Here is a 22,957-nt window from a genome sequence, read left to right as displayed (position 1 = left end):
CTCCCAGCTTGTGTGAAATTTTATAAGAAATAAGTTATATCCATTCGTATTTATGTTTTATTTTAACCCATACAATAGAAATCAGCAGTATGAAAGTTTAGCAGTAGAAAGTTTAACAGTATTAAGTTTAATAGATACGGAAGAGGTGCGATATAAGATGGGGCAAATGGTGAGCAAGGATAACGCGAAGCCGGTATCACTTAAGCAAGTTAAAATAAAGGATGATTTCTGGAATTATTATATTAATTTAGTGAGGGACGTGGTCGTTCCTTATCAGTGGGATGCTATAAACGACCGTGTAGAGGGGGCAGAGCGGAGCGGGGCGGTTAGCAACTTTAAGATCGCGGCAGGACTTGAAAAAGGTGATTTTTACGGCTTCGTATTCCAAGATACGGACGTGGCAAAGTGGCTTGAGGCGGTGGGCTATCTGCTTGAGATGAAGCGGGATGAGGCGCTCGAGCAGGTTGCTGACGAGATGATCGACATTATCGGCAAGGCACAGCAGCCTGACGGATATTTGAATACGTTCTATACAATCAAGGAGCCCGGCAATAAATGGACCAATCTGACGGAGTGCCACGAGCTCTACTCTGCCGGGCATATGATTGAGGCGGGCGTTGCTTACTATAAAGCGACCGGCAAACGGAAGCTGCTTGATATCGTATGCCGCGTAGCGGATGATATCGCTGTCGTATTTGGCGATGGCCATGATCAAATTGCCGGCTATGACGGCCATCAGGAGATCGAGCTTGCGCTGGTGAAGCTCTATGAAACGACTGGCAATCGCAAATATTTGGAGCTCAGCAGCTACTTTATCGATAAGCGCGGACAGCAGCCGAGCTTCTTCGAGGCAGAGGCTGACCGCAGAGGCAGAACGACGCATTGGAGCAATAATAAAATCCAAATTGACCCGGCATATTTTCAAGCCCATTTGCCTGTGCGCGAGCAGGAAGCGGCGGTCGGACACGCCGTACGCGTCGTCTACATGCTGGCGGGGATGGTCGATGTTGCGCGGGAGACCGGTGACGAGTCATTAATTGAAGCATGCCGCAGGCTGTGGGACAACATTGCCTCGAAGCAGATGTATATTACAGGCGGAATTGGTACGATGGCTCAAGGCGAGGCGTTCTCCTTCGACTATGATTTGCCTAATGACACTGTATATTCGGAGACATGCGCCTCGATTGGCCTGATCTTCTTCGCCCACAGAATGCTGCAGCTTGAGCCTAACAGCAGGTATGCGGATGTGATGGAGCGCGCCTTATACAATACGGTTATCGCGGGCATGTCGCGCGACGGCAGACATTTCTTCTACGTGAATCCGCTGGAGGTAACGCCGGACGTCTGCGACGGCAAAAATAAAAACTACAATCACGTGAAGCCCGTTCGCCAGGAATGGTTCGGCTGCGCTTGCTGTCCGCCGAATATTGCCCGTTTGCTGGCATCGCTGGGCGAGTATGTGTACTCTACGAAAGGGAATACCATTTATTCGCATTTATATATTGGCGGAGAGATGGAGCTCGCGTTAGGCGGTACAAAAATCAAGCTTAATCAGCAATCCAGCATGCCATGGGAAGGCTCGGCACGCTTCGAGGTGTCGCTAGAGCAGCCATCTTCGTTCGCATTGGCGCTGCGTATACCGGATTGGTCCGCGAATGCAGCGGTGCTCGTTAACGGCGAGATCTATCCTATCAATGATCAAATCGTAGACGGTTATGCGCGTATCGATCGTTACTGGACATCCGGCGATGTCGTGGAGCTTACGCTCGAAATGCCAATTCAATGCGTTAGAAGCCATCCATTGGTGAAGCAAAATGCCGGTAAAGTTGCGCTGCAGCGCGGGCCGCTCGTCTATTGCGTGGAGGAAGCCGATAACGGACCGCAGCTCGGACAGCTGCACCTGCCGCAGCATGCTAAGCTTGAAGCTGCCTATGTAGAAAACCTCATTGGAGGTATTCAAGTGATCAAGGCGGAAGGACTTAAGCTTCAATTCGAGCAGTGGGGCTCGCAGCTATACCGCTCTAATGCGGATGCCGCCTTTGTGCCGGCGAGTCTTACCTTTATTCCTTACTATGCCTGGGCGAATCGAGGCAAAGGCGAAATGGCTGTCTGGGTGAAGGAACGATTATAGGAGATGCGAATTCCTTTTATTCTCAAAAATAAATATAAGTAGAATATACGGCGATCGCTTTCCGGAATTAAACCGGAGGCGGTCGCTTTATTTGTGGATATATTCTATAGTTTATTGGGTTGACACTATACTTTTTGCATTGTGCAGATTTTTTATTGAAATTAAAATTTAAATAATTAAACTTAGGAGTGGACACAAGCGATGATAAGCATTCAGAATGTAGTGGATGAGTTAACGGCACCCGTTGAACCTATTGCAGCTCGTATAGATGGGCTAAAGTTTGGAAATCCCCAAGCGGAAGTCAAAGGCATTGCCGTTACGTTTATGGCGACACAGCAAGTTCTTGAACAGGCAGTCAAGCTTGGGGCAAACTTCATCATTACGCATGAGGGGACGTTTTACTGCCATCATGATCAGGTGGATTCGATGGATGAGGATGATCTTGTCTATACGGCTAAGAAACGTTTTATCGAGGAAAATGGTTTGGCTATTTATCGTTTCCATGATTATTGGCACCGCTTTCAGCCCGATGGCATTATGGAGGGGCTAATTCATGCCTTGGATTGGCAAGAGCATGTAACGGAATATTTGCCGAGCGCTGCGCTAGCAACCATTCCTCCAATGAAGCTGGAACAGATCGCCTTCTATATCAAAAAAAAGCTGGGTATGCGATACGTTCGCATAGCAGGCGATTTATCGATGAATTGCAGCCGCATCGGTCTGCTTGTTGGCTACAGAGGAGCAGGGCAAAACGCGATTCCTTTGTTCGCCAAGCATCATGTAGATGTGATTCTTTATGGCGAGGGTCCGGAGTGGGAAACGCCGGAATATGTGAGAGATGCCGTGTTTATCGGCAAACGCAATGCTCTTATCGTTCTCGGGCACTCGGAAAGCGAGCAGCCGGGCATGAAGCTGCTCGCTGATCGGCTCAGCTTGCGGTATCCTCCTATTCCCGTTCATTATTTACCCGTAGATCCCGTTTTTCACGTGTATTAAATCGCTAATAGGAGGCAAAAATGATGCATTTGCATAGTGCGATTCTAGTTGATGACGAATCATTTACCCGCAAAGGCCTAATGAAGCTGATTGATTGGGAAGCCTGCGGTTTTCAAATCGTAGGGGAAGCCGATAACGGCGAGGATGCGCTAGAGCTGATTAAGCGCGTTCAGCCTGATCTTGTTATTACGGACATACGTATGCCTGTCATTGACGGGCTTGAGCTGATTCGATGCGTCACCGAGGAAAATATGGCTAAGCCTTATTTTATCATTATTAGCGGATATAACGACTTCAACTATGCACAGCAGGCGATGCGTTTCGGCGTCCATGATTTCGTAGTGAAGCCTATTGATGAGATTGAATTTAGCGGCATTCTAGGCCAGTTGAATAATAAGCTCAGGCTTGAACAAGAGGAACAAGTGAGAAGCGACCGTCTGATGGGCGGCGAGATGATTAAATCGCTTATTCTTGGCGAAGCAAGCGAAACGTCCATTGCAGAATGGGAGCAGCGCTTAAGACTAAGGAACTCCGATCGCTTCTATTATTTGTTCGCTGAGCTGAATGACAACCATAGCTGGCTGCCTCGCGAGGAGAAAATTTCGAATGCCCGATTCAAGGAGCTTGTGCAGGAGGAGCTAATGGGGATAACGGAAGCAGATCCGTCCATTTGCTTGCATGAACATCGCAATCGCATCGGCATTCTGCTGCCCAGTTTTCTGCTGGCCACTTACAATGGGGAGCTTGAGCGGTTTCTGCTCGCATTTAGAGCGGCGCTGGATGTGCATTTGGGAAAAAGGGTGTTTCTATATGCTGGATCTCCTGTTAAAGGTCTGTCAGACATTCGTGAATCCTACAAGGCTGCCAAGGAAGCATTATTATATAAATACGTAAATGAGGACAGAAGAATCGTTATCTCCGATCAGCTACAAGCGGGGAAGCTGAATTACATCAGCTTTGATCCGGCTGAGTTTAATCGATTTATGGAGCAAATGGAAGAGCTGCAGCTGGAATCTGTGAAAGCGATTGTCGATAAATGGTTTCATGATTTTCGCGAGAAGCGTTACGCTCCAGAGGCTGTGAAGATGAACATCCAGCAATGCATTATGGGGATTCTGAAGACTACCCGCAGCATGGAGGGGGACGAGCAAGCTTTGTTGACGCTCAAGCCGCTGCTCAGCTGGCATGATATCAATTTATCGCTTGGCGAATTGAAGCGGCTGTTTACGGCGTTTATCGAGGAGAGCCAGCAGCATATTGCAGAGCTGAGAAGGGAGCAGCAGAAGGGCGGCATTCAAAAAATCAAAAGCTATATCGAGGTTAATTATTCGCAAAATATGAGCTTAAAGAGCATTGCCGCCCAATTTTACGTCAATCCCGTCTATTTGGGCCAGTTGTTCAAGAAGACATACGGCGTCTATTTCAATGAGTTTCTGCTGCAGCTTCGGGTAAATGAGGCCAAAAAGCTGCTGCGTCAATCAAGCACCATGCGCATCTATGAGATCGCGGAGAAGGTGGGCTTCAGCAACTCCGACTATTTTGTCACTCAATTCGAGAAGATCGAGCATATGACGCCAACCGAATACCGCAATAAGCTCTTGTAAGCTTGAGCATCCAAATGATCCGATTGAAGTGGAAAAGGGGACTATTCGCGTGAAGCTGCACCTGAGTTTAAACAATGTTCGTCTTCGGAATAAAATGCTCATTCTGTACCTATTTTCCGTATTTCTCCCCATCGTATTAACGAATGTTATTTTCTATAATGTAACGACGAATAATGTGAAAAATCAACGAATGAAGGATATTTCGCGAGCAGTCGAGCAGATCAACATAGAATTCCGATCCGAGGTTGAGGATGCCGTTACGATTTCATCTGTATTTTATACCGATTATAATCTGAATCAAATATTGGAAACCGACTATCAGGAGCCGGCTGCCTATATCGAGGCATATGATACGTATTTTCGAAGGATTTTGAATAGCTACACCCCCGTATATCCCTCGATTCAAAGTATCAAAATTTATGTTGAAAATCCGACCATGCTGCATTCCGGCGGCATCGGTTATTTATCGAATGAAGTGAAGCAAACGGATTGGTTTAAGATGCTTAATGAAAGAAACAATGCTTACCCTGTTTTTATCCGAACACAGCAAGAGGACCGATTTTTGAAAAGCGGAGAGGAGGTCATTGAGGATACGTTCAGCATCATTCGGGAAATGGACTATTTTGAATCCAAAAATAAATGGCAAAAGTTTTTGAAAATTGATTTGAAGACGAGCACCATCGAACAGATTTTCCGCAATCAAAACCTGCAGGGCAACATTTATTTAGTGGATGATAAAGGGCTTATTGAATATACGACGGACCCGGCGGTAGATTGGAGAAAAGAAGCGGTTGCTTATGAAGCGCTTAAGTTTCCTGCGGATTCGATCACCTTTGATACGGGGAATACCTATGTAAGCTATTTGGAAAACTGGCGCATTATAGGGACGATTTCGGAGGAAGAGGTACTGAAGGACGTACGTCAATCACGGGAATTTGTTTTCGTTTTGGCTTGCCTAAATATTTTCATCCCGACGTTCATTATTTTATGGATAACGCGCTCCTTGAATGAGCGGCTTGTCCGTATTTTGCGGCATATGAAAAAAGTGAAAAATCAGCACTTCGATACGATCAAGCAGGGCGAATCATTAGATGAAATCGGACAATTAACGAGTGAATTCAATCGGATGACGATCCAAGTGAAAAGCTTGATCGACGATGTGTATATCGCGGATATTCAGAAAAAATCTCTAGAGCTCGAACGAAGGAAAGCCCAGCTCAACGCGCTGCAAAGCCAGATCAACCCTCATTTCCTGTTTAATGCGCTTGAGACGATTCGGATGCGAAGCTTGATCAAGGACGAGACGGAGACGGCTAAGATCATTCATAATATGGCCAAAATCTTCCGGACGTCGCTGACCTGGGGCAAGGACCGTGTCATGGTTAGCGAGGAAATGGAGTTTATTGTGTGTTTCCTGGAAATTCAGAAGTACCGATTCGAGGATCGCATGAATTATCACATTCATATTGCGCCTTCTGCAAGAGATTGTATGGTGCCGAAAATGATGTTTTTGCCCTTTGTTGAAAATGCGAGCATTCACGGCATTGAGCCGCTGAGAAACGGAGGCAGAATTGTAGTGCAGGTTGAGCGCGAGGAGGATATGCTGATCTTTTCGATCAACGATAACGGAATTGGAATGGACGAAGAGATGGTGAAGAAATTTTACGGCTATTTGGAGAGCGACGAGGAGCTTGGAGAGAGAATTGGCGTTCAGAACGTCATCTACCGCTTGAAGCTGATCTATGGTGATCGCTTTCAGCTATTAATTAAGAGCTCGCCTGGACAAGGGACGTTTATTCAAGTTGTCGTTCCGATTGAACGTTGATGCATTCCGTTAAGTGAAGAACGTATATGCTTTTTAAAGCACGAACTATAGTTTATCGGGTAAACAAAGTTTTTAATTTTGCCTATAATGAAAGTGCTTACAAAATATATTTGGACTTGAAAGGGGCTAGAAAAAAAGTGACAAAGAAATTGCTATTTGTTTGTTTGGCTGCCTTCATGATTTTCACTGCTGCGTGCTCGAATAATAACAGCGGCGGAGAAGCAAAGCCGTCAGACGGCGCGAGCAGTCCAAGCGCTACGGCGGAGGGCGAAGCAGAGAAGCCGGTTGAAAAGGTGACTTTCTCTTATTTCAACGGCGTTGCGGCAGCCAAGGATACGAACACAAACGAGACGACGATCGGTAAACGGCTTGAGGATCAAACGGGCGTTAACTTTAAAATCGAGCATTTGGTAGGCGATTTGAATACGAAGGTCGGAACGATGATCGCATCCAATGCTTATCCGGATGTCATGATTCCGGATGCTGCAATCGACAAAATTCTTGATGCCGGAGCCTTCATTGCGCTCGATGAGCTCATTGAGCAATACGGCCCGAACATTAAGCGTGTATACGGTCCATACTTCAATCAAATGAAAGCGGCAGACGGTAAAATTTACTTCCTACCGTTCTCGAATACGGTTGGCGAGTATATTCCGGATCCGAATATCAATCAAGGCGCCTTCTGGGTACAGCGCCGCGTGCTCAAGGAAGCGGGCTATCCAAAGATCAAGACGCTTGATGAGTATATGGAATTAATTAAAAATTTCGTAGAGAAGCATAAGGATGAAGAGCTTACGGGTATCGTTTCCTTGACGCATGACTGGAGATTCTTTGCAACCTCCAACCCGCCGAACCATTTGGCTGGCTATCCGAATGACGGCAATGTCATCGTCGATATGACGACCTTCGACGCGAAGACGTATGCAGCGGATGACAATACAAAGCGCTGGCTGCAAAAATTGAATGAAATCAATGCGGAAGGCTTGTTCGATAAAGCGTCCTTCGTGGATAATTACGACCAGTATTTGGCGAAATTGACCTCTCATAAAGTAGTCGGTTTCTTCGATTATGGCTGGCAGTTTACGAATGCGCAAAATGCGCTTAAGGACGCCGCTAAGCAAGACCCGACACAAGACGATTTTGTTTATTTCCCGCTGCCCGTTACGTTTGATGGACAGAAGGATCAGTACCTGGACCCTCCGGGCTTCGTCAAAAACCGTGGCATGGGCATTACCGTAAGCGCGAAGGACCCTGCCCGCATTATTCAATATTTGGATAATCTATTGACGGACGAGAACCAAGTTCTTCAAAAATGGGGCATTAAGGGCGAAACGTACGAAGTGGACGACAAGGGCCGGATGTATCGTACGGCTGAGCAAATCGCGAAGATCGATGAAGCGTTTAACGAGAAATTCGGCTTCAAGTATTATTCATGGAACTGGCCGCTATACGGCAATGGTTCATCTCTTCCTGACGGCAACTCCGTTGCTCCTGGTATGCAGCCTGAAGTGTTCCAAATGAGCCTGACGGATGCGGACAAAGAAATTTTGGGCAAATACGGCGTGAAAACCTATTCCGAAATGTTCGCAGCGCCAGACAACCGTCCATGGTACCCGTCATGGGGCATTCCGAAGGAGCAAGGCTCCGAGCAGCAAATTTGGGAAACGAAAAAAGATGAAATTACGAAAAAATATTTCCCTAAGCTTGTCCTCTCGAAACCAGTTGAATTTGACAAGGTATGGGCGGAGTATACGGACGCTTTCGGCAAGCTCGATACGGCAGCTTACGAGAAATGGACGACAGAAGAAGTGAAGAAGCTGATCGAAGCAGCAAAATAATCGTTATCCAGGTTGTGGCGAAAGGCCGGATGAAAGCAATCGTTCGCCGGCCTTTCCCCTTTACAGCCCGATTCAGTCCGGAAGGAGAGAGATAAGATGGACAGTAAACCAACAATGTCGACGTCAAACCTGGTGTTGCCAAAGAAGCCGACAGGACTGAAGTATTTTGCCAAAAAGCTGGTCGAGCAGCGTGTGCTTGTGCTCATGTCCGTACCGTTTCTAGCATGGTTGTTTATTTTTAAATACATGCCTCTATGGGGGTGGACGATCGCCTTCCAAGATTACAAGCCTGCCAAAAGCTTTAGCGAGCAGAAATGGGTCGGGTTTGACCATTTTCAGTTTTTGTTTCAGGATGAAGGGTTCATTCGCGTCTTAAGAAATACGCTTGCGATGAGCGGCATCAACCTGATTCTTGGCTTCGTTACGGCGATTACGCTCGCCTTGCTTCTAAATGAGGTGCGCAAGGTTGCCTTTAAACGGGTGGTTCAGACGGTAAGCTATTTGCCGCATTTTATTTCATGGGTTGTTGCGGCGAGTATTATTCAGACGACGTTATCGCCTGATGGCATCATTAATCAACTGCTGCTTTGGGGCGGCTTTGTCGAGAAGGGCGAGGAAATTTTATTTCTCGGTATCCCGGAATATTTCTGGGGCATTTTTGGAGCAAGCTCGGTGTGGAAAGATGTAGGCTGGAATACGATTGTCTATTTGGCGGCAATGACGATGATTGACCCCGCGCAATATGAAGCGGCGGAGATGGACGGAGCAGGCCGTATTAAACGGATGTGGTATGTTACGCTGCCGGGCATCAAGCCGGTTATTATCGTATTGCTGATTATGAATATCGGGTATTTGCTGGAGTCGGGTTTCGAGCCGCAGTATTTGCTGGGCAACGGGATGAACGTCGACTATTCGGAAAACCTTGACATATTTGTTCTGAAATACGGCATCGCGCAGGGCAACTACTCGCTCTCCATTGCGGCGGGCATGTTCAAAACGATCATCAGCTTTATTTTATTGTTCGCTGCGAACAATCTTGCGAAGCGAATGGGCGAGTCCAGACTGTTTTAGAAGGAGGGGTACAACGTGGATAATATGGCAGCAGAGGCTTTGTCCAACAAGTCCAGCCGAGTTCGCTTGTCACGCGGCGATCTTATTTTTGACATATGCAATTATATTTTTCTCACCTTGCTCATGATCGTAACCTTATATCCTTTCTTGAACACGGCCGCCGTTTCGCTCAACAACGCGACCGATTCGATTAAGGGCGGCATTTATTTGCTGCCAAGGATATGGACCTTAGACAACTATGCTTATGTATTGAAGGAATCAACGATTTTTCATGCAACGCTGATCTCGATTCTTCGTACCGTGATCGGAACGATTGCTACCGTTTTTTGCTCAGCGATGGTCGCCTATACGATTACTAGGCAGGAGTATGTACTCCGGAAGTTCGTTACGATTGCGTTCATTTTGACGATGTATTTTAACGGCGGACTTATTCCGAACTTTCTCTTAATCCGCGACTTAGGGCTGCTGAGCAATTTTTGGGTATATATTTTCCCAGGCTTGATCGGTGTGTTTAACTTGATCATCATTCGTTCCTTTATCGAAGGTTTGCCGGAGAGTATTTTGGAATCTGCAAGAATTGACGGAGCCGGCGATTTTAAAATGTTTTACAGCATCGTGCTGCCGCTATGCGTTCCCGTCCTTGCAACCGTTGCTCTATTCTCGGCTGTCTATCAATGGAATCAATGGTTTGACGTATTCCTGTACAACTCATCGAATATCGAGCTCAGCACGCTGCAATACGAGCTTCAGAAAATTTTGCAAAACTCGAACGCGTCCTTGACGACGAAGACCGCCGGCGATGCGTTCGCCAATGCGAGCAACTCGGGAGCCAATACGGTGACGCCGTTCGCGATCCGCGCTACGATGACCATTGTGGCATCCTTGCCGATCATTATGGTGTATCCGTTCTTGCAGAAATATTTTGTAAAAGGTATGACGGTAGGCGGCGTGAAGGGTTAATCGAATAGGGGGAAGAGTCATGAGCAGAATGCCAGACTATAACAACAGTACCAACGGCAGCATTCCAAAGCTGTACGAAGCATTTAGCGGCTCATTTGATATAGGAGCAGCGGTTAATCCGCGTACAATTATTCAGGCTGGTGATTTAATTGCGAAGCATTTCAACAGCCTGACCGCAGAGAATGAAATGAAATTTGTGAGCGTGCATCCAGCGGAGGATACGTATACGTTTGAAGCGGCGGACAAAATCGCAGCTTTCGCAAGAGAGAACGGCAAGAAATTGAGAGGGCATACGCTCGTTTGGCATAATCAGACGTCGGATTGGTTATTTCAAGAAGCGGACGGCAGCCCCGTTAGCCGTGAAAAGCTGTTCGCTCGTTTGAAATCACATATTGATACGGTTGTGACGCGGTACAAAGAGGACATCTACGCTTGGGATGTTGTCAATGAAGTTATTACGGACGAGGGCTCAGACCTGCTGCGTCCTTCCAAGTGGCTGGATATTGCAGGACCGGAATTTATTGCTAATGCGTTCGAATTCGCTCATGAAGCGGACCCGAAAGCACAGCTTTTCTACAATGATTATAACGAGTCAAACCCGCTGAAGCGCGATAAAATTTACCAGTTGGTCAAAAGCCTGCTCGAGCAGGGGGTGCCGGTGCATGGTGTCGGCCTTCAAGCGCATTGGAGCCTGTATAGTCCAGGCTTAGATGAGATCAGGGCAGCCATCGAGAAATATGCGTCACTTGGTCTGAGATTGCAACTAACAGAGCTTGATATATCGATGTTCCGGCATGATGATTTGCGTACGGATGTAGTCAGCCCGACTGATGAGATGCTGGAGCTGCAGGAGCTGCGATATGAAACGGTATTTCATTTGCTGGAGGAGTATAAGAATCATATTGATGCCGTCACCTTCTGGGGTGCAGCGGATGATTATACGTGGCTGAGCGACTTTCCTGTTCACGGACGGAAAAACTGGCCGCTGCTGTTTAACGAGAGCCATGAGCCGAAAGGCTCGTTCTGGCGTGTCATCAAGCAGACCTCGCAGTCTTAAAAAAGCTAAAAAAACTAGGACAGCTAAGACTGCTAGTGCAGCTTAAAAGGAGGCACTATGTTTAATGAATAGTCATGCGTATAAGGCTTGGCTGAATGATTCGCCGCTTGAGGATGAACAGCTGAAAGCTGAGTATTCAGGTATATTTGGACAGCTTGTCTATGACGGTGAACCGTCCGGCGTATTGGATACGGCAATAAAGGAGCTTCGCAATGGCATCCAAGCTTGCATTAGCATAACGCCAGCCATTAAGAAGAAGCCTGATGCCGGCGGTTTCCTTCAAATTATCGTGGATTCGGATGTGGAGAGGTTAGAGGAATGGCGGCTTGGGGAAGAGGGATTTAAGCTCCAGTATGGGCAAGGCGCCGGCGCTAATCATGGCTATTTGACGCTTACCGGCGGCTCGGCCGTTGGGGTTTTGTACGGCGTCTTCCATCTGCTGCGTCTCATAGGCGCAGGCAAGCCTTTTGAGGAGCTGAATGCGGAAGAGTCTCCAAGAAATCAGCTGCGAATGATCAATCAGTGGGATAATGCCGACGGTTCGATTGAGAGAGGGTACGCTGGACGTTCTATTTTTTATCAAAATGGGAGCATTACAACCGATTTGCAGCGAATAAGGGATTACGCGCGATTGCTCGCATCAGTCGGACTTAATGCCATCTCCATTAACAATGTGAATGTCCATGAGATCGAGACGAGATTCATTACCGATGAGCTGCTGCCGTCTGTAGCAGGCATTGCGGACATTTTCCGCGAATACGGGATTAGGCTGTTTCTGAGCGTTAATTTTGCAGCACCTTTGCAGATCGGAGGCTTGGCGACAGCAGATCCGCTTGATGCGGCTGTGCAAGGCTGGTGGAAGGAAACTGCTGAGCGGATCTATTTGTTGATTCCTGACTTTGGCGGTTTTGTCGTCAAGGCAGACTCTGAGCATCGGCCAGGGCCGTTCGCTTATGGACGTGACCATGCGGATGGGGCGAATATGCTTGCTGACTCGCTTGCAGCTTATGATGGGATCGTCATTTGGCGCTGCTTCGTTTATGACTGCATGCAGGATTGGCGTGATCGGAAGACGGATCGTGCGCGTTCGGCATTCGACCATTTTAAACCGCTGGATGGGCGTTTTCGAAGCAATGTGCTGCTGCAGATTAAGAATGGACCGATGGACTTTCAGGTTCGAGAGCCTGTATCCCCCTTGCTTGGCGCGATGAAAAAAACGAATCAGATGATGGAGTTTCAAATTACCCAAGAGTATACCGGGCAGCAGAAGCATTTGTGCTACTTGGTGCCGCAATGGAAGCAGGTACTCGATTTTGATACCTATGCGGAAGGCTCGGGGACTGAAGTGAAACGAATTGTCGATGGAACGATATACGGTATGAAGTATAGCGGGGTTGCTGCGGTTTCGAATATCGGGAATGAGGAGAGCTGGACAGGTCATATTCTCGCGCAGGCTAACCTTTACGGATATGGCCGGCTCGTCTGGAATCCGAATCTAACGGCCGAGGAGATTTCTACCGAGTGGACGATCGCAACGTTCGGAAGCGACCAACTCGTTTTATCAACCATTAATCGGATGCTGATGGAATCGTGGCCGATCTATGAAGGGTACACCGCACCGCTTGGCGTCGGCTGGATGGTAGCGCCTAATCATCATTATGGGCCTGATGTAGACGGCTACGAGTATTCAAGATGGGGAACCTATCATTTTGCGGACCGGGACGGCATCGGCGTTGACCGGACACAGGAGAGCGGAACGGGATATACATCGCAGTATGAAGAACCGAATCGTTCGCTGTATGATCGCGTTGAAACTTGTCCGGACGAGCTGCTGCTCTTTTTTCATCATGTACCCTATACTCATCAGCTTCATTCTGGAAAGACGGTTATTCAGCACATCTACGATACTCACTTTTGGGGTGCCGAGGAAGCGGAACGGATGCAGCAGGAGTGGGCGGGTTTAGCCGGTAAAATGGATGAAGCAAGGTTTGTTCATATCGCTAATCGATTGTCCGAGCAGGCTAAGCATGCCAAGCAGTGGCGCGATATTATTAATACGTATTTTTACCGAAAGTCCGGTATTGCTGATGAATTTGGCCGCATGATCTATTAAAGCTTTAACAGCCCTTTACCGTATGACGGTAGAGGGCTGTTTGTCGTTGGCATCCTGCAACTTTCACAGATTTGTAAACGTTTGTAATGATGAGGTGATGGGATGTTTAAGGCAAGAGTGAGCACTGCTTTAATATTGATTGTATGTTTGACGGCTGCTGTGGGCTGTACGTCAAAATCGGAGAAGCCGCTTCCTGCATCGGGAAGCAATCCTGTGAGTACGATGGAACCAAATGCTGGTGAAAGGCTTGATGCCAAGCAGGTAACGGTAAGCAGATCGCAGCAATTCGGTAAAGTGAATGCAGCGGTCTATGGTGTTTTTAAACGACCAGAGGATGTACAAGCATTTGAAGATGCAATTAATTCGGCGGAGAAAATAGGAGGTGTTCTCAATATAGCTAAACCAGATTACGATATGATCATTGATAATGGCGGCTCGCAGCGCTCCTTGCATCTGTGGCTGCATCCGAAGTCAGAGACCGGCATGTATACCGAAGTAAGCGATACCGGGACTGGTTATCGGCTGACAGCCTCCGCGACGGAAAAGCTAAAGAAAATGATTATGGAGCAGTACTACAGTTCCGATCTGGCAGATAAAAATGGTGATGTCGTGAACTTCCATGACAAATGGAGCAACGCAAGCAAGTGGAAACAATTCGTAAACAACGTGAAAGAAGGTACAGCGGATGTTGTTTCAGTCACCTCGTATACGCTTGAAGGCAGTCCGATTTTTCAAGATTTAATATTCGATGGGACAACGATTGAATATACATTTGATAATACGCATGATACATTTGGAAGCCCGATTAAGCCAGTCTCTTTCTGCAGCGCTATTGAAACGAATAAAACAGCCGAAGGAACGGAGTATAGGCTAGCCCGCTGTAGCGGAGAAGAGGCGGATAATCCGACTTTTAGCTTGCTGATGCCTTGAAGGTAATCGGAGAGTTGGTTTGGACATTTTTTTGACGTAAGGAGTGGGGTTTTGAATTTAAACAGAGGATTAGATAGGTTAGCTTTAGCCAAGAAAATGATTATGATTTCTGCTATATTTGTTCTGTTAAGTGCTTGCAGCGATGCCGTAAAAGTCGAGCATGTAGAGGCTTTTGCCATAGAAATCATGGAGGAAAATGAAGAGGGGATTCATGAACGAACTGGCTTTAAGAAGGTGAATTCCATTTCTCTTATAGTAGAAGGCAAAAATTTTATCAGATCTGAAATTAAAATGATTGAGGACTTTTACGATAAAGAAGGAAACTATATTAACACGGTAATCCAGCATTCTAAAGCAGGCAGAACGCATGTCACTGAGGTTGAAGATGGAGACAACCGGGAAAAAGAGCTGCAAGAGCCTTCCACTATTTTGATTCCTGATGAAAACATAGAGCGTTTTCGATCATATGAACTGAATGACGATGAGAAAAAGCAGGTTAAAGAGCATGTGTTAGCTTTTATGGATAAGCTGTAGGAGCTGCGAAGGAGATAAATATGAACATTATGATTAGAAAAGAACGATTGGATGATCACAAGTCAAATTTGGGTTTAAAAAAGCATCCTTATGGGGAATAAAAGCGCCTTTCGAAGTAAGCGATGAAGCCTTTATGGCATTAGAGCTGCAAGAAAATACGCTTAATCATGTTTCCGGAGTTGTTGAATATTCAAGCGTGTTCTTTGAGTAAACAGGTTTTTGTATGAGGGGTGAACGTGGTGCTGAGTTAAGTTCATTCATATATGTTTAGTACCGGACCACAGTGCCGCTTCGCTATTTCATTAGTACGGACTACAGATCCGCTATTTCAGATGAATGTGCCATTTGGAGAGTTCTGCGGACTCAGGATCCGCTATTTGTCCTTAAACATACTATTTTCTATTGAATTTCATCAAATAAGAGATTCTGTGACCGGTATTACGAATATATCGCGTTCGATCATGCAAATAACGTATTCTGAGTCCGCTACCACAGCATAGTCACGCAACACAGTATCACATCACAGCATCGCATCACAGTATCACATCACAGTATCGCATCATAGTATCGCTCTCCCGATTGTTTCATCTGAGTCCGCAACCACAGCATAGCCACCGCGCCAAAGCATCATACTTGCAAGTGCTCCCCAATGAATGTCATTGGGGAGGCAGATGGATATCGAGGCAGCTCTCGTGTTTGCTCGATTACTTCAATGCCGCGGGCAATAGCACGCCTGTCAGCTTTCCGTTCGTTTGAATGATAAGCGAGCTGCCTTCCTTGAGCGTCGTTCCATAATTGCGAGCGCCCGTTTTCACCCGAAACAGCGGCTTGCCTGAATCAAAATCGATCGCGTGCAGGATACCGTCTGTTTGGGCTAGATAGACACCCTTTCCATAGATGTCCGTCATAGAGGCAGGGTTGTCGCCTGCCCAGCTCACATGCTGTCCGTTGGCTGTCTTAATGCCAGCAAGCGCACCATTCCCGGAGCCAGCGAACAAAATGCGGTCGCGGTGAACTTTTTGAGCAGGGTATCCATACGAATTTGAGGCGGGCTCATTATAGGTCCGAACAGGTTTGCCGTCAGGCTTGTAATTTGTAAAATCATACCTCGCAATTATACCGTTCTGATGGACATAAAAATCATTTCCATCCAAATAGCACGGTCCGCCGGTCTGATATTCAACGCCGGGCCCTTCCTGTACGCTCCAACGATAAACGCGGCTTCCTTTTAATTCACCTGTTTTGAGATTGATCACGGACACCGTAACGCTGCGTTCGGTTCCTTCAACTATCGGACTATAATTATCTTTTACGGAATAGACCACCCCGCCTTCGATCTTGAGCGGTGTGCCTTGGCGAAACATACCCCAAAGCTTCTTTCCTGTTTTCTTATCGATGGCGTTAAGTTGAACAGAGGTAAGTGCGCCTTGAACGGTAAAGGTGCGGAATACGACATCTCCCGCATCGATGAGCCCCGCGTGGCCGTGATCGGATTGCGGCTCGGTGTTTTTCCAAAGCTGTTTTCCCGTCTTCGGATTAAAGGCATACATATCCTTTCCTTTCAGAATATACAGCGTATCGCCTACAATCTCGATAGCGTCCGGACTCGGCAGCTTGACACTCGACAGCCACTTTCGTTTCCCGTTTGATGCAGAGAGGGCATAGATGCTCCCGTCATTTGCCGCTCCGAAAACAGTTCCCTCCTGATAAACAACAATAGGCAGCAGATTATCTCCGTAAGTCCAAACGGTCTTGCCTGTTTGAGCGTTCAAAGCGATCAGCCTCTTGCCGCTTAATGAGAAAACTTTGCCCTCGCCTGTCACTGTAAAATACGAATTAGAGTAAATCTCCCAAGTATCGACCTTTGCGGACCAAGCTGACTGAACATATGGTGACTGAATCTCTGGCTGTCCTCCACCGAAGGATAAGACAGATTTCTCTGCATGGACTTGGTTAATTCCACTGTTGTTTGCTGTCAGCCCTGTTTGGAGAGCAATAACCAGGACGGAAGCGGCAAGAACGGTTCGAGATATTAATTTTTTTTGCATGAATGATTCTCCTCATTTTCCCATAAATTTGCAAACTTTCCTTATAGACGGGCAGTCCGAGAAAAAGGTTGCAACGATTCGCTTGCGCTCGCTGTTTTGAAGAGGACGCTACTCGAGAATTTCAATTTTCAGGTTCGGATAGTTAGTTCTCAGCACATCTATTTGGTTTTCCAGTACCGTTTTGTCAAAGCTGGCTCCGATTCCTGCCTGTCCACTCACCGCGGATGACGCGCTGAAGGTTAAGGATGGTACAGCGTAGAAAATATAGGGATATGAACATATAAATCAAGTGGTTAACATCTGGAGGGAGCAGCAATTGATCTCATTGAAAAATAAAATAGCGATCGTTACAGGGGCTAGCCGATCATCGGGAATTGGAACAGCGATATGCCGTTCACTAGCACGATTGGGAGCAGATATCTTTTTTACGCACTATCATGCTTTTGATGAAACGGAAGGCAATGGCGGGGAGAAGGATTGGCCGGAGCAGCTGCGCCATGAATTGGAAAGCTTAGGCGTAAGGGCAAGCCATATGGAGGCTGATTTTGCAATTCCCGAGACGCCTGTTCTAATTATGGAGCAAGTCGAAAGGTCGCTCGGCAGCGCTTCGATTTTGATCAACAATGCCACCTATTGCGTACCAACAAATTTTCGCAGTCTAGATATTGATGTACTGGATCAGCATTATGTCGTGAACAATCGCGGCCCAATCTTGCTTAGCACAGAATTTGCAAAAAGATTCGAGAAAAACCATGCCAAAGGGACGGCAGGAAGAATTATTTTTATGGTTTCAAAAGGGCCTGATCCGGATAACTTGGCATACATCGCAACGAAGGGTGCTCTGATCGGATTGATTGAGCCGCTCTCCGTAGGCTTGGCGCCGCTCCAAATTACCGTTAATGGATTTGATCCAGGGCCGACCGATTCAGGCTGGATGGATGATGAGATGAAAGCAGGTTTTCTGCCTATGTTTCCGATGGGACGAATCGGATTGCCGGAGGATGCAGCGAGAGCGGTCAGCTTCCTAGCGAGCGATGAATCACAGTGGATAACGGGGCAAGTGATAAAATCCGAAGGCGGATTTTTAGGGAAATAGAGTGCATGCAAGAAGGAGAGAAGGAGATGGAGATGGAGATGGAGATGGAGGACCAGCTGTGCTTAGGGTGTAAACTTGCAAATAAAAGATTGGAAACGCATATCGTTTATGAGAACGAGCTGGTTACTTGGACTTGGACGAAATAACCGCATTTGAAATTATGAAGACATCTGCTATGCTGGCGAAGGTACGGAAGTCGCAGTTTCAGCCTGATGGGATTACGGTTATTCAAAATGGCGGTATATTCAATGATTTGAACCATTATCACATGCATATTTTTCCGCGCTATGAATCGGATGGCTTCGGATGGGTAGAGCCTGCTGAAACGTCGAACGTGAAGAGGCGTTTAAGTGAAACGAGGGAGCAGATGATTACGTTCGTTAATGAGAAGTTGTCTGGCTAGCTTCGCCCTTCTTATTCATCGCTGGTAATGAGAGGCATAGATCTAGTTTTTAGACTTATTGATATAAATATCAGTTTTTAAAATGAAATAAGTCTAGTTTTTATAATTAATGTTCGCATAATCGGGCAAAAGCGAGAGTTTCAAGGGCAATCGGAAAAAATAGATCTAAATAGTAGATTTAATTATTTGAAAACCGAGCAAAAGAGGGAAATAGGTCTAATGAATAGACTTATTGTGTTTGTGAGCATGGCAAGTCTAACTATGGAATAGCGGGTTAGTCGACAAATCATGGACGATGGTTTCAATGGAAGCTTTAAAAATATATTCGAGACTGCGTACCTTTACAAAAGAACATACGATTGGTAAGATTCCCATAAATATACCAGCCGCGTAGGCGGAAGAGAGCCGCCGCGGCTACCGAGGCTTAATTGAAATCTAGTGCTTCGGCAGTCAAAGATAGAGGTGAGATCATTTGGAATGGGATGCTGGCGCATACACCGTCACTTGGAAAGGACAACAAGCTGTGCTGCTTCCCAAGGAATATGCCCTGCTAAACTATTTGTACGCAAACGTTGGGCAAACTCTTTCAAGAGAACAGCTGCTTGATGCGGTCTGGACACTGGAGTCGCCTGTGGACCGGACTGTTGACGATCACGTCTACCGGCTGCGGCGGAAGCTGGCGCGATGGGCGCATGCCATTCAGATCGATACGGTGCGTGGACTTGGTTACCGGCTAAAGCTGTCGCAGGAGAAGTTGGGTGCGAATCCTCTGGCTAAGTTGCCTGCATTTTCGGAAGAGCTAAGGGGAGTAGCCGGTACCTATTTGCGATACGGAAGAGGGGATGCGCTCCTTACACTCGCCCGCAATAAGGATGTGCTGGGCTTTGAGGTCGATCCGACTTTTCAGATGCTGATTCGCTTAATGGAAGGAGATGTACGTTTTATTGTGCGGGAAGAGGAGGGCTCCTTTATCGATCGGGCCTTCCTTCTGCTATATATGAATCAGCTCATTGATCCGTATAACAACCGCGGCTACGTGGAAACGGCGCTGCGCCACAATTTGCTTGCATCGCTATGGCACAACGAGCTTGCGACGATGTCGATTATCGGCATGCTGATGGACTGGGGAGAGCTCGAGGCTGCGAAGGTGAAGCTCGACTTGCTCCATAAAGAGGTTCAGCGCAATAACTGGGAAGGGCTCATCCCCTATACGGCAAATCTTAAGTTGGAATTTGTGCTGCGTGCCGAACGGTGGACCGAGGTTGATGCGGCGATAGAAGCTGTCGAGGAAAGGCTAATGCAATATCCCTATCAACGAGAGCAAGGTCAGTACCGGATATTGAAAGGACTATTTGTGTATCGACCGGATAAAAAAATGGGCTTAGCGCTGATCGAACAGGGACTGGCGCTGCTGAAGCAGTCGCAGTTTCTCGCGAATTTGCTGAACGGCTATCATACGATTCTTACCATTTCCAAGCAGCATGAATGGGGGATAGACCGGGATATTTACGAGAAGGAATGGGCCAGATTAACCGCTCAGATTGGGATGGATGAGATAAGCGGTCAAGTTATGGAGCAGCTTCAGCAACAACTTGGCTCCCTCTGATATTGCTCTGATAATGGTTCGGTAAGGTTGTGTTTATCAACGCATACCGGAGGTTATCAAGATGAAGCAAGAACAAACGAATGATCCAATTTGGAGTCCGCTGCGGGCAAAAAAATTTCGCCAGCTGTTTATCGGACAGCTGCTGTCTGACTTTGCGAACTGGCTCGATTTTATTGCGCTTAGCGTACTGATTGTTTACGCATGGGGCCATGGCTCCATGGCATTGGCTGCATTATCGATCTGTATCGGTCTGCCCTATGTCATCGTCGGGCCGCTGATAAGCGTACGTCTGGGTCATTTGCCTGGCAAAAGCTTGCTGATTACTTGTGATTTATTGCGCGCCGTTTTTGTAGTATGCATGGCATGGGCACCTTCTCTCCCTGTGCTGCTAATACTAATGCTGCTGAAAAACAGTGTGAGCGCAGTATTTGATCCTGTCAGACAAAGCACTGTAAAAAGGATCGTCGATCCTCCCTTGCTTGCTCAGGCATCCTCACTAAGGCAAATGTCGGTTAACCTGACGAAAATATTGGGGCCGATGGCAGGTGGTGCGCTTATGGCTTCTCTCGGAACGTCGGTTCCTTTCTATACGAGTGCGGTGCTGTATGCATTGTCGGCTGTCATGCTTAGCGCTATGCCGTCTTGGACAAGGCAGCAGGAACTGATTGGAAAGCAATCCGGCGGATTGCGGGGAGCTTGGGAGCATCTGATGCGCAGGCCGCTTCTCAAAGCCGCCATTTTGTATGCCGCTACTTTGTTTTTTCTAATTTTTTTGTATGATGGTTTGTTTGTTTTGCTGGCAAAGGAAGCGGGAATGGATGAAACGAGGTTCGGATTGCTCATTGGCGCAGTTGGCGCAGGCAGCGTTGCTGGCGCATTAATGGCTGGACAAAGGCTCAGATGGAGACAACGACCGCTTGCCTATATGACGACGGCGGGCATCGCCACCGGTTTCCTCATTATTGTGGTCGGCTTCGCCGGCATGGGATTTTTCCATACGGGGCTCGCTTTGTGGCTGCCGTTATGCGCAGCGCTTGGGTATTGCGGTGCGCAAAGCGCAGTGCCGTTTGGCTATGTGCTGCAAATGGAGACGACGGATGAAACGGTTGGTCCGATATCTGCGTTAGCGAGTGCGCTGCAAACGAGCTCGATGCTCATCGCTCCGGTGCTTGGCGCGATTATGGCATCATGGTGGAGTGCTGGCAGCGTGTTTCTCGGTGTCGGCATCGCAACTACTGGCGTAGCGGCTTTCTATCGTTTTCGCATAATGAAGCCTGCTAAAGAGCTGCTTCAGGTTAAAAACCTGCAAAAAGATATATTGTAACGAAATGGTGCACGTATATGTCCGCTACCACATCAACGCACATCTGATATTCAACGCCGGGCTGCTGATACTATTTTAGTGAGGGGAATGATCGAATGCGACGCAGAGTGTATCTAGCGCTGCTGCTAACAGCAGTGGTTGCTGTTGGTCTCTATGTTAAGGCTGCAAGCAGGAGCAATGATTCGAGCCCGAGCGCTGTTGCTGCCATTGAGAAGCAGCGGGGCTTGGGTTATGTATCGCAAATGATTTATGAGCATGCCGTCCCGGGGGGCGAGATTGCTTTTTTCTTGAGTAATATAAAAAATGATCAGGTTAATGTAGGTGCTGATTACGTGAGGAAGTCGCCAAAAGGCTGGAAATGGGGATTTGGGGGCGGCTTTGGAGCATCTAATGTTCGGCTTGGGCTTACCGATGCGGAGGCGAGGGAGGAAACATTCTATGCAGAGTATCTGCCAAGCACGGAAGGCAGCAGTTATGGCAGCTCCCCCTTTCCGATGTTTTATGGAGTAGTTGTTCATCCGGATATTGCGAAAATGACGGTCACGGATCATGTGACGGGCAAGGAAACACAAGCTGAGATCATTGAAGTGGAGCCGAACTTTAAGCTGTTCTATGTATTGGTTGATAAGGCGCAAGGTACGAAGTTCGATATTATCGGTTATACAGCGGATGGAATCATCAAGCACAAGGAGACGACCGATGAGTCTCTGTCATTTCAAGGCAATGAAACCAAGAACAATTTGGGTGAATAGGGAACTTCATCATGGAGGTAAAATGCAAACATCACGAGTCAGTATTTTTTTACAACAAAGTCTTAGCGCTTCTAATACGTGGGAGAATGCTAGTCCGGAGACCATAGCTTGGATTCAAAATAATAGCATTACCGTTACGCAAGGACATAACCTCAATCATGCTTCAATTGCCATTCATAGTTCCATAGGTGTTAAGCTTCAGTTTAAGATACGAGATTTGAAACAGGAAAAATCACCGATGCTAAGCGCGATGGAAGATAGCGTCATTGCCGATTATGAAGATGAGAATTTTGATTATTGGGATAAGATTCCTCCATTTGGAGTGGTAGAGCTGTATGAGCTTGAGCTAAGCCAAGAGCAGGAAGCAGCGTTTGCTGATCTTGAGGCGCTGTTTCGTTCTGCCATAAATTTTTTGCAGGATCATTTTATGATGATCACTTTTAGAGCCACTGAAATTGAACATGTCGAGCTTTATATGAAAGATACAATAAGTTGGTCTAAGAAGTTCAACTATGAGGGAAAAGAATGCTACCGTTATCAAATATAAGCAGCGTGTTTCTAGGTGTCGGCATCGCTACAACATTCGTGTCGGCAATCTATCGTTTTCGCAAAATGCAGCCTGCTAACGAGCTGCTTCAGGTGGAAAAACTGCAAAAAGATATCTTTTAA

At 47.0% G+C, this 22,957-nt stretch carries 19 protein-coding genes and 1 pseudogene; 19 read left to right on the top strand and 1 reads right to left on the bottom strand.

What is annotated here, in order from left to right:
• Positions 1-157 precede the first annotated feature (157 nt).
• The 12 genes and pseudogenes from AC1TPC_RS12785 to AC1TPC_RS12730 form a co-directional block, all read left to right on the top strand.
• Positions 158-2,131, top strand: coding sequence for a glycoside hydrolase family 127 protein (locus AC1TPC_RS12785; RefSeq protein WP_482067231.1), 1,974 nt, complete (start codon positions 158-160; stop codon positions 2,129-2,131).
• Between the two features lie 201 nt (positions 2,132-2,332).
• Positions 2,333-3,127 carry a Nif3-like dinuclear metal center hexameric protein gene (locus AC1TPC_RS12780; RefSeq protein ID WP_482067230.1) on the top strand — a complete coding sequence of 265 codons (795 nt, stop codon included), beginning with the start codon at positions 2,333-2,335 and terminating at the stop codon, positions 3,125-3,127.
• A gap of 23 nt (positions 3,128-3,150) precedes the next feature.
• A complete protein-coding gene (locus AC1TPC_RS12775; protein WP_482067395.1) occupies positions 3,151-4,731 on the top strand; it encodes a response regulator in 1,581 nt (526 codons plus the stop codon).
• 94 nt (positions 4,732-4,825) lie between these two features.
• Complete coding sequence (locus AC1TPC_RS12770; protein ID WP_482067394.1) at positions 4,826-6,556, top strand: sensor histidine kinase; 1,731 nt, start codon at positions 4,826-4,828, stop codon at positions 6,554-6,556.
• A 137-nt stretch (positions 6,557-6,693) separates the two neighbouring features.
• Positions 6,694-8,394 (top strand): type 2 periplasmic-binding domain-containing protein, encoded by a 1,701-nt coding sequence (locus AC1TPC_RS12765; RefSeq protein WP_482067229.1) that lies wholly within the window; start codon positions 6,694-6,696, stop codon positions 8,392-8,394.
• 96 nt (positions 8,395-8,490) lie between these two features.
• A complete protein-coding gene (locus tag AC1TPC_RS12760; RefSeq protein ID WP_482067228.1) occupies positions 8,491-9,465 on the top strand; it encodes an ABC transporter permease in 975 nt (324 codons plus the stop codon).
• Positions 9,466-9,489: 24 nt separating this feature from the next.
• The gene (locus tag AC1TPC_RS12755) at positions 9,490-10,425 is read left to right on the top strand and encodes a carbohydrate ABC transporter permease (RefSeq protein ID WP_482067393.1); all 936 of its coding nucleotides are present in this window, start codon (positions 9,490-9,492) and stop codon (positions 10,423-10,425) included.
• Positions 10,426-10,444: 19 nt separating this feature from the next.
• Positions 10,445-11,482 carry an endo-1,4-beta-xylanase gene (locus AC1TPC_RS12750; protein WP_482067227.1) on the top strand — a complete coding sequence of 346 codons (1,038 nt, stop codon included), beginning with the start codon at positions 10,445-10,447 and terminating at the stop codon, positions 11,480-11,482.
• A gap of 64 nt (positions 11,483-11,546) precedes the next feature.
• The gene (locus AC1TPC_RS12745; RefSeq protein WP_482067226.1) at positions 11,547-13,595 is read left to right on the top strand and encodes an alpha-glucuronidase family glycosyl hydrolase; all 2,049 of its coding nucleotides are present in this window, start codon (positions 11,547-11,549) and stop codon (positions 13,593-13,595) included.
• A gap of 102 nt (positions 13,596-13,697) precedes the next feature.
• Positions 13,698-14,525 carry a DUF4362 domain-containing protein gene (locus tag AC1TPC_RS12740; RefSeq protein ID WP_482067225.1) on the top strand — a complete coding sequence of 276 codons (828 nt, stop codon included), beginning with the start codon at positions 13,698-13,700 and terminating at the stop codon, positions 14,523-14,525.
• A 51-nt stretch (positions 14,526-14,576) separates the two neighbouring features.
• Entirely contained in the window at positions 14,577-15,059 is a 483-nt protein-coding gene (locus tag AC1TPC_RS12735) for a hypothetical protein (RefSeq protein WP_482067224.1), read from the top strand.
• A 64-nt stretch (positions 15,060-15,123) separates the two neighbouring features.
• Positions 15,124-15,270, top strand: a pseudogene (locus AC1TPC_RS12730) (GNAT family N-acetyltransferase); the annotation flags it as partial.
• Positions 15,271-15,763: 493 nt separating this feature from the next.
• Here the strand turns inward: AC1TPC_RS12730 and AC1TPC_RS12725 are convergent.
• Positions 15,764-17,107, bottom strand: a complete 1,344-nt coding sequence (locus AC1TPC_RS12725) for an outer membrane protein assembly factor BamB family protein (RefSeq protein WP_482067223.1) — start codon at positions 17,105-17,107, stop codon at positions 15,764-15,766.
• A 316-nt stretch (positions 17,108-17,423) separates the two neighbouring features.
• On the opposite strand from AC1TPC_RS12725, the gene AC1TPC_RS12720 reads away from it, so the two are divergent.
• The 7 genes from AC1TPC_RS12720 to AC1TPC_RS12690 all read left to right on the top strand — a co-directional run bounded on the left by AC1TPC_RS12720 (position 17,424) and on the right by AC1TPC_RS12690 (position 22,957).
• A complete protein-coding gene (locus AC1TPC_RS12720) occupies positions 17,424-18,203 on the top strand; it encodes an SDR family oxidoreductase (protein ID WP_482067222.1) in 780 nt (259 codons plus the stop codon).
• A gap of 127 nt (positions 18,204-18,330) precedes the next feature.
• Positions 18,331-18,606, top strand: coding sequence for an HIT family protein (locus tag AC1TPC_RS12715; RefSeq protein WP_482067221.1), 276 nt, complete (start codon positions 18,331-18,333; stop codon positions 18,604-18,606).
• A gap of 472 nt (positions 18,607-19,078) precedes the next feature.
• Positions 19,079-20,212, top strand: coding sequence for a winged helix-turn-helix domain-containing protein (locus AC1TPC_RS12710; RefSeq protein ID WP_482067220.1), 1,134 nt, complete (start codon positions 19,079-19,081; stop codon positions 20,210-20,212).
• A gap of 61 nt (positions 20,213-20,273) precedes the next feature.
• Positions 20,274-21,536 carry an MFS transporter gene (locus tag AC1TPC_RS12705; RefSeq protein WP_482067219.1) on the top strand — a complete coding sequence of 421 codons (1,263 nt, stop codon included), beginning with the start codon at positions 20,274-20,276 and terminating at the stop codon, positions 21,534-21,536.
• A gap of 95 nt (positions 21,537-21,631) precedes the next feature.
• The gene (locus AC1TPC_RS12700; RefSeq protein WP_482067218.1) at positions 21,632-22,288 is read left to right on the top strand and encodes a hypothetical protein; all 657 of its coding nucleotides are present in this window, start codon (positions 21,632-21,634) and stop codon (positions 22,286-22,288) included.
• Between the two features lie 22 nt (positions 22,289-22,310).
• Entirely contained in the window at positions 22,311-22,835 is a 525-nt protein-coding gene (locus AC1TPC_RS12695) for a hypothetical protein (protein ID WP_482067217.1), read from the top strand.
• On the top strand, positions 22,814-22,957 hold the full coding sequence (locus AC1TPC_RS12690) for a hypothetical protein (RefSeq protein ID WP_482067216.1): 144 nt from the start codon (positions 22,814-22,816) through the stop codon (positions 22,955-22,957). Before AC1TPC_RS12695 ends, AC1TPC_RS12690 begins: the two co-directional genes overlap by 22 nt.

The sequence above is a fragment of the Paenibacillus sp. Y280 genome, assembly GCF_056786335.1.
Note: the sequence above shows the minus strand (reverse complement) of the source record. Positions and strands in the feature narration are given on the sequence as shown.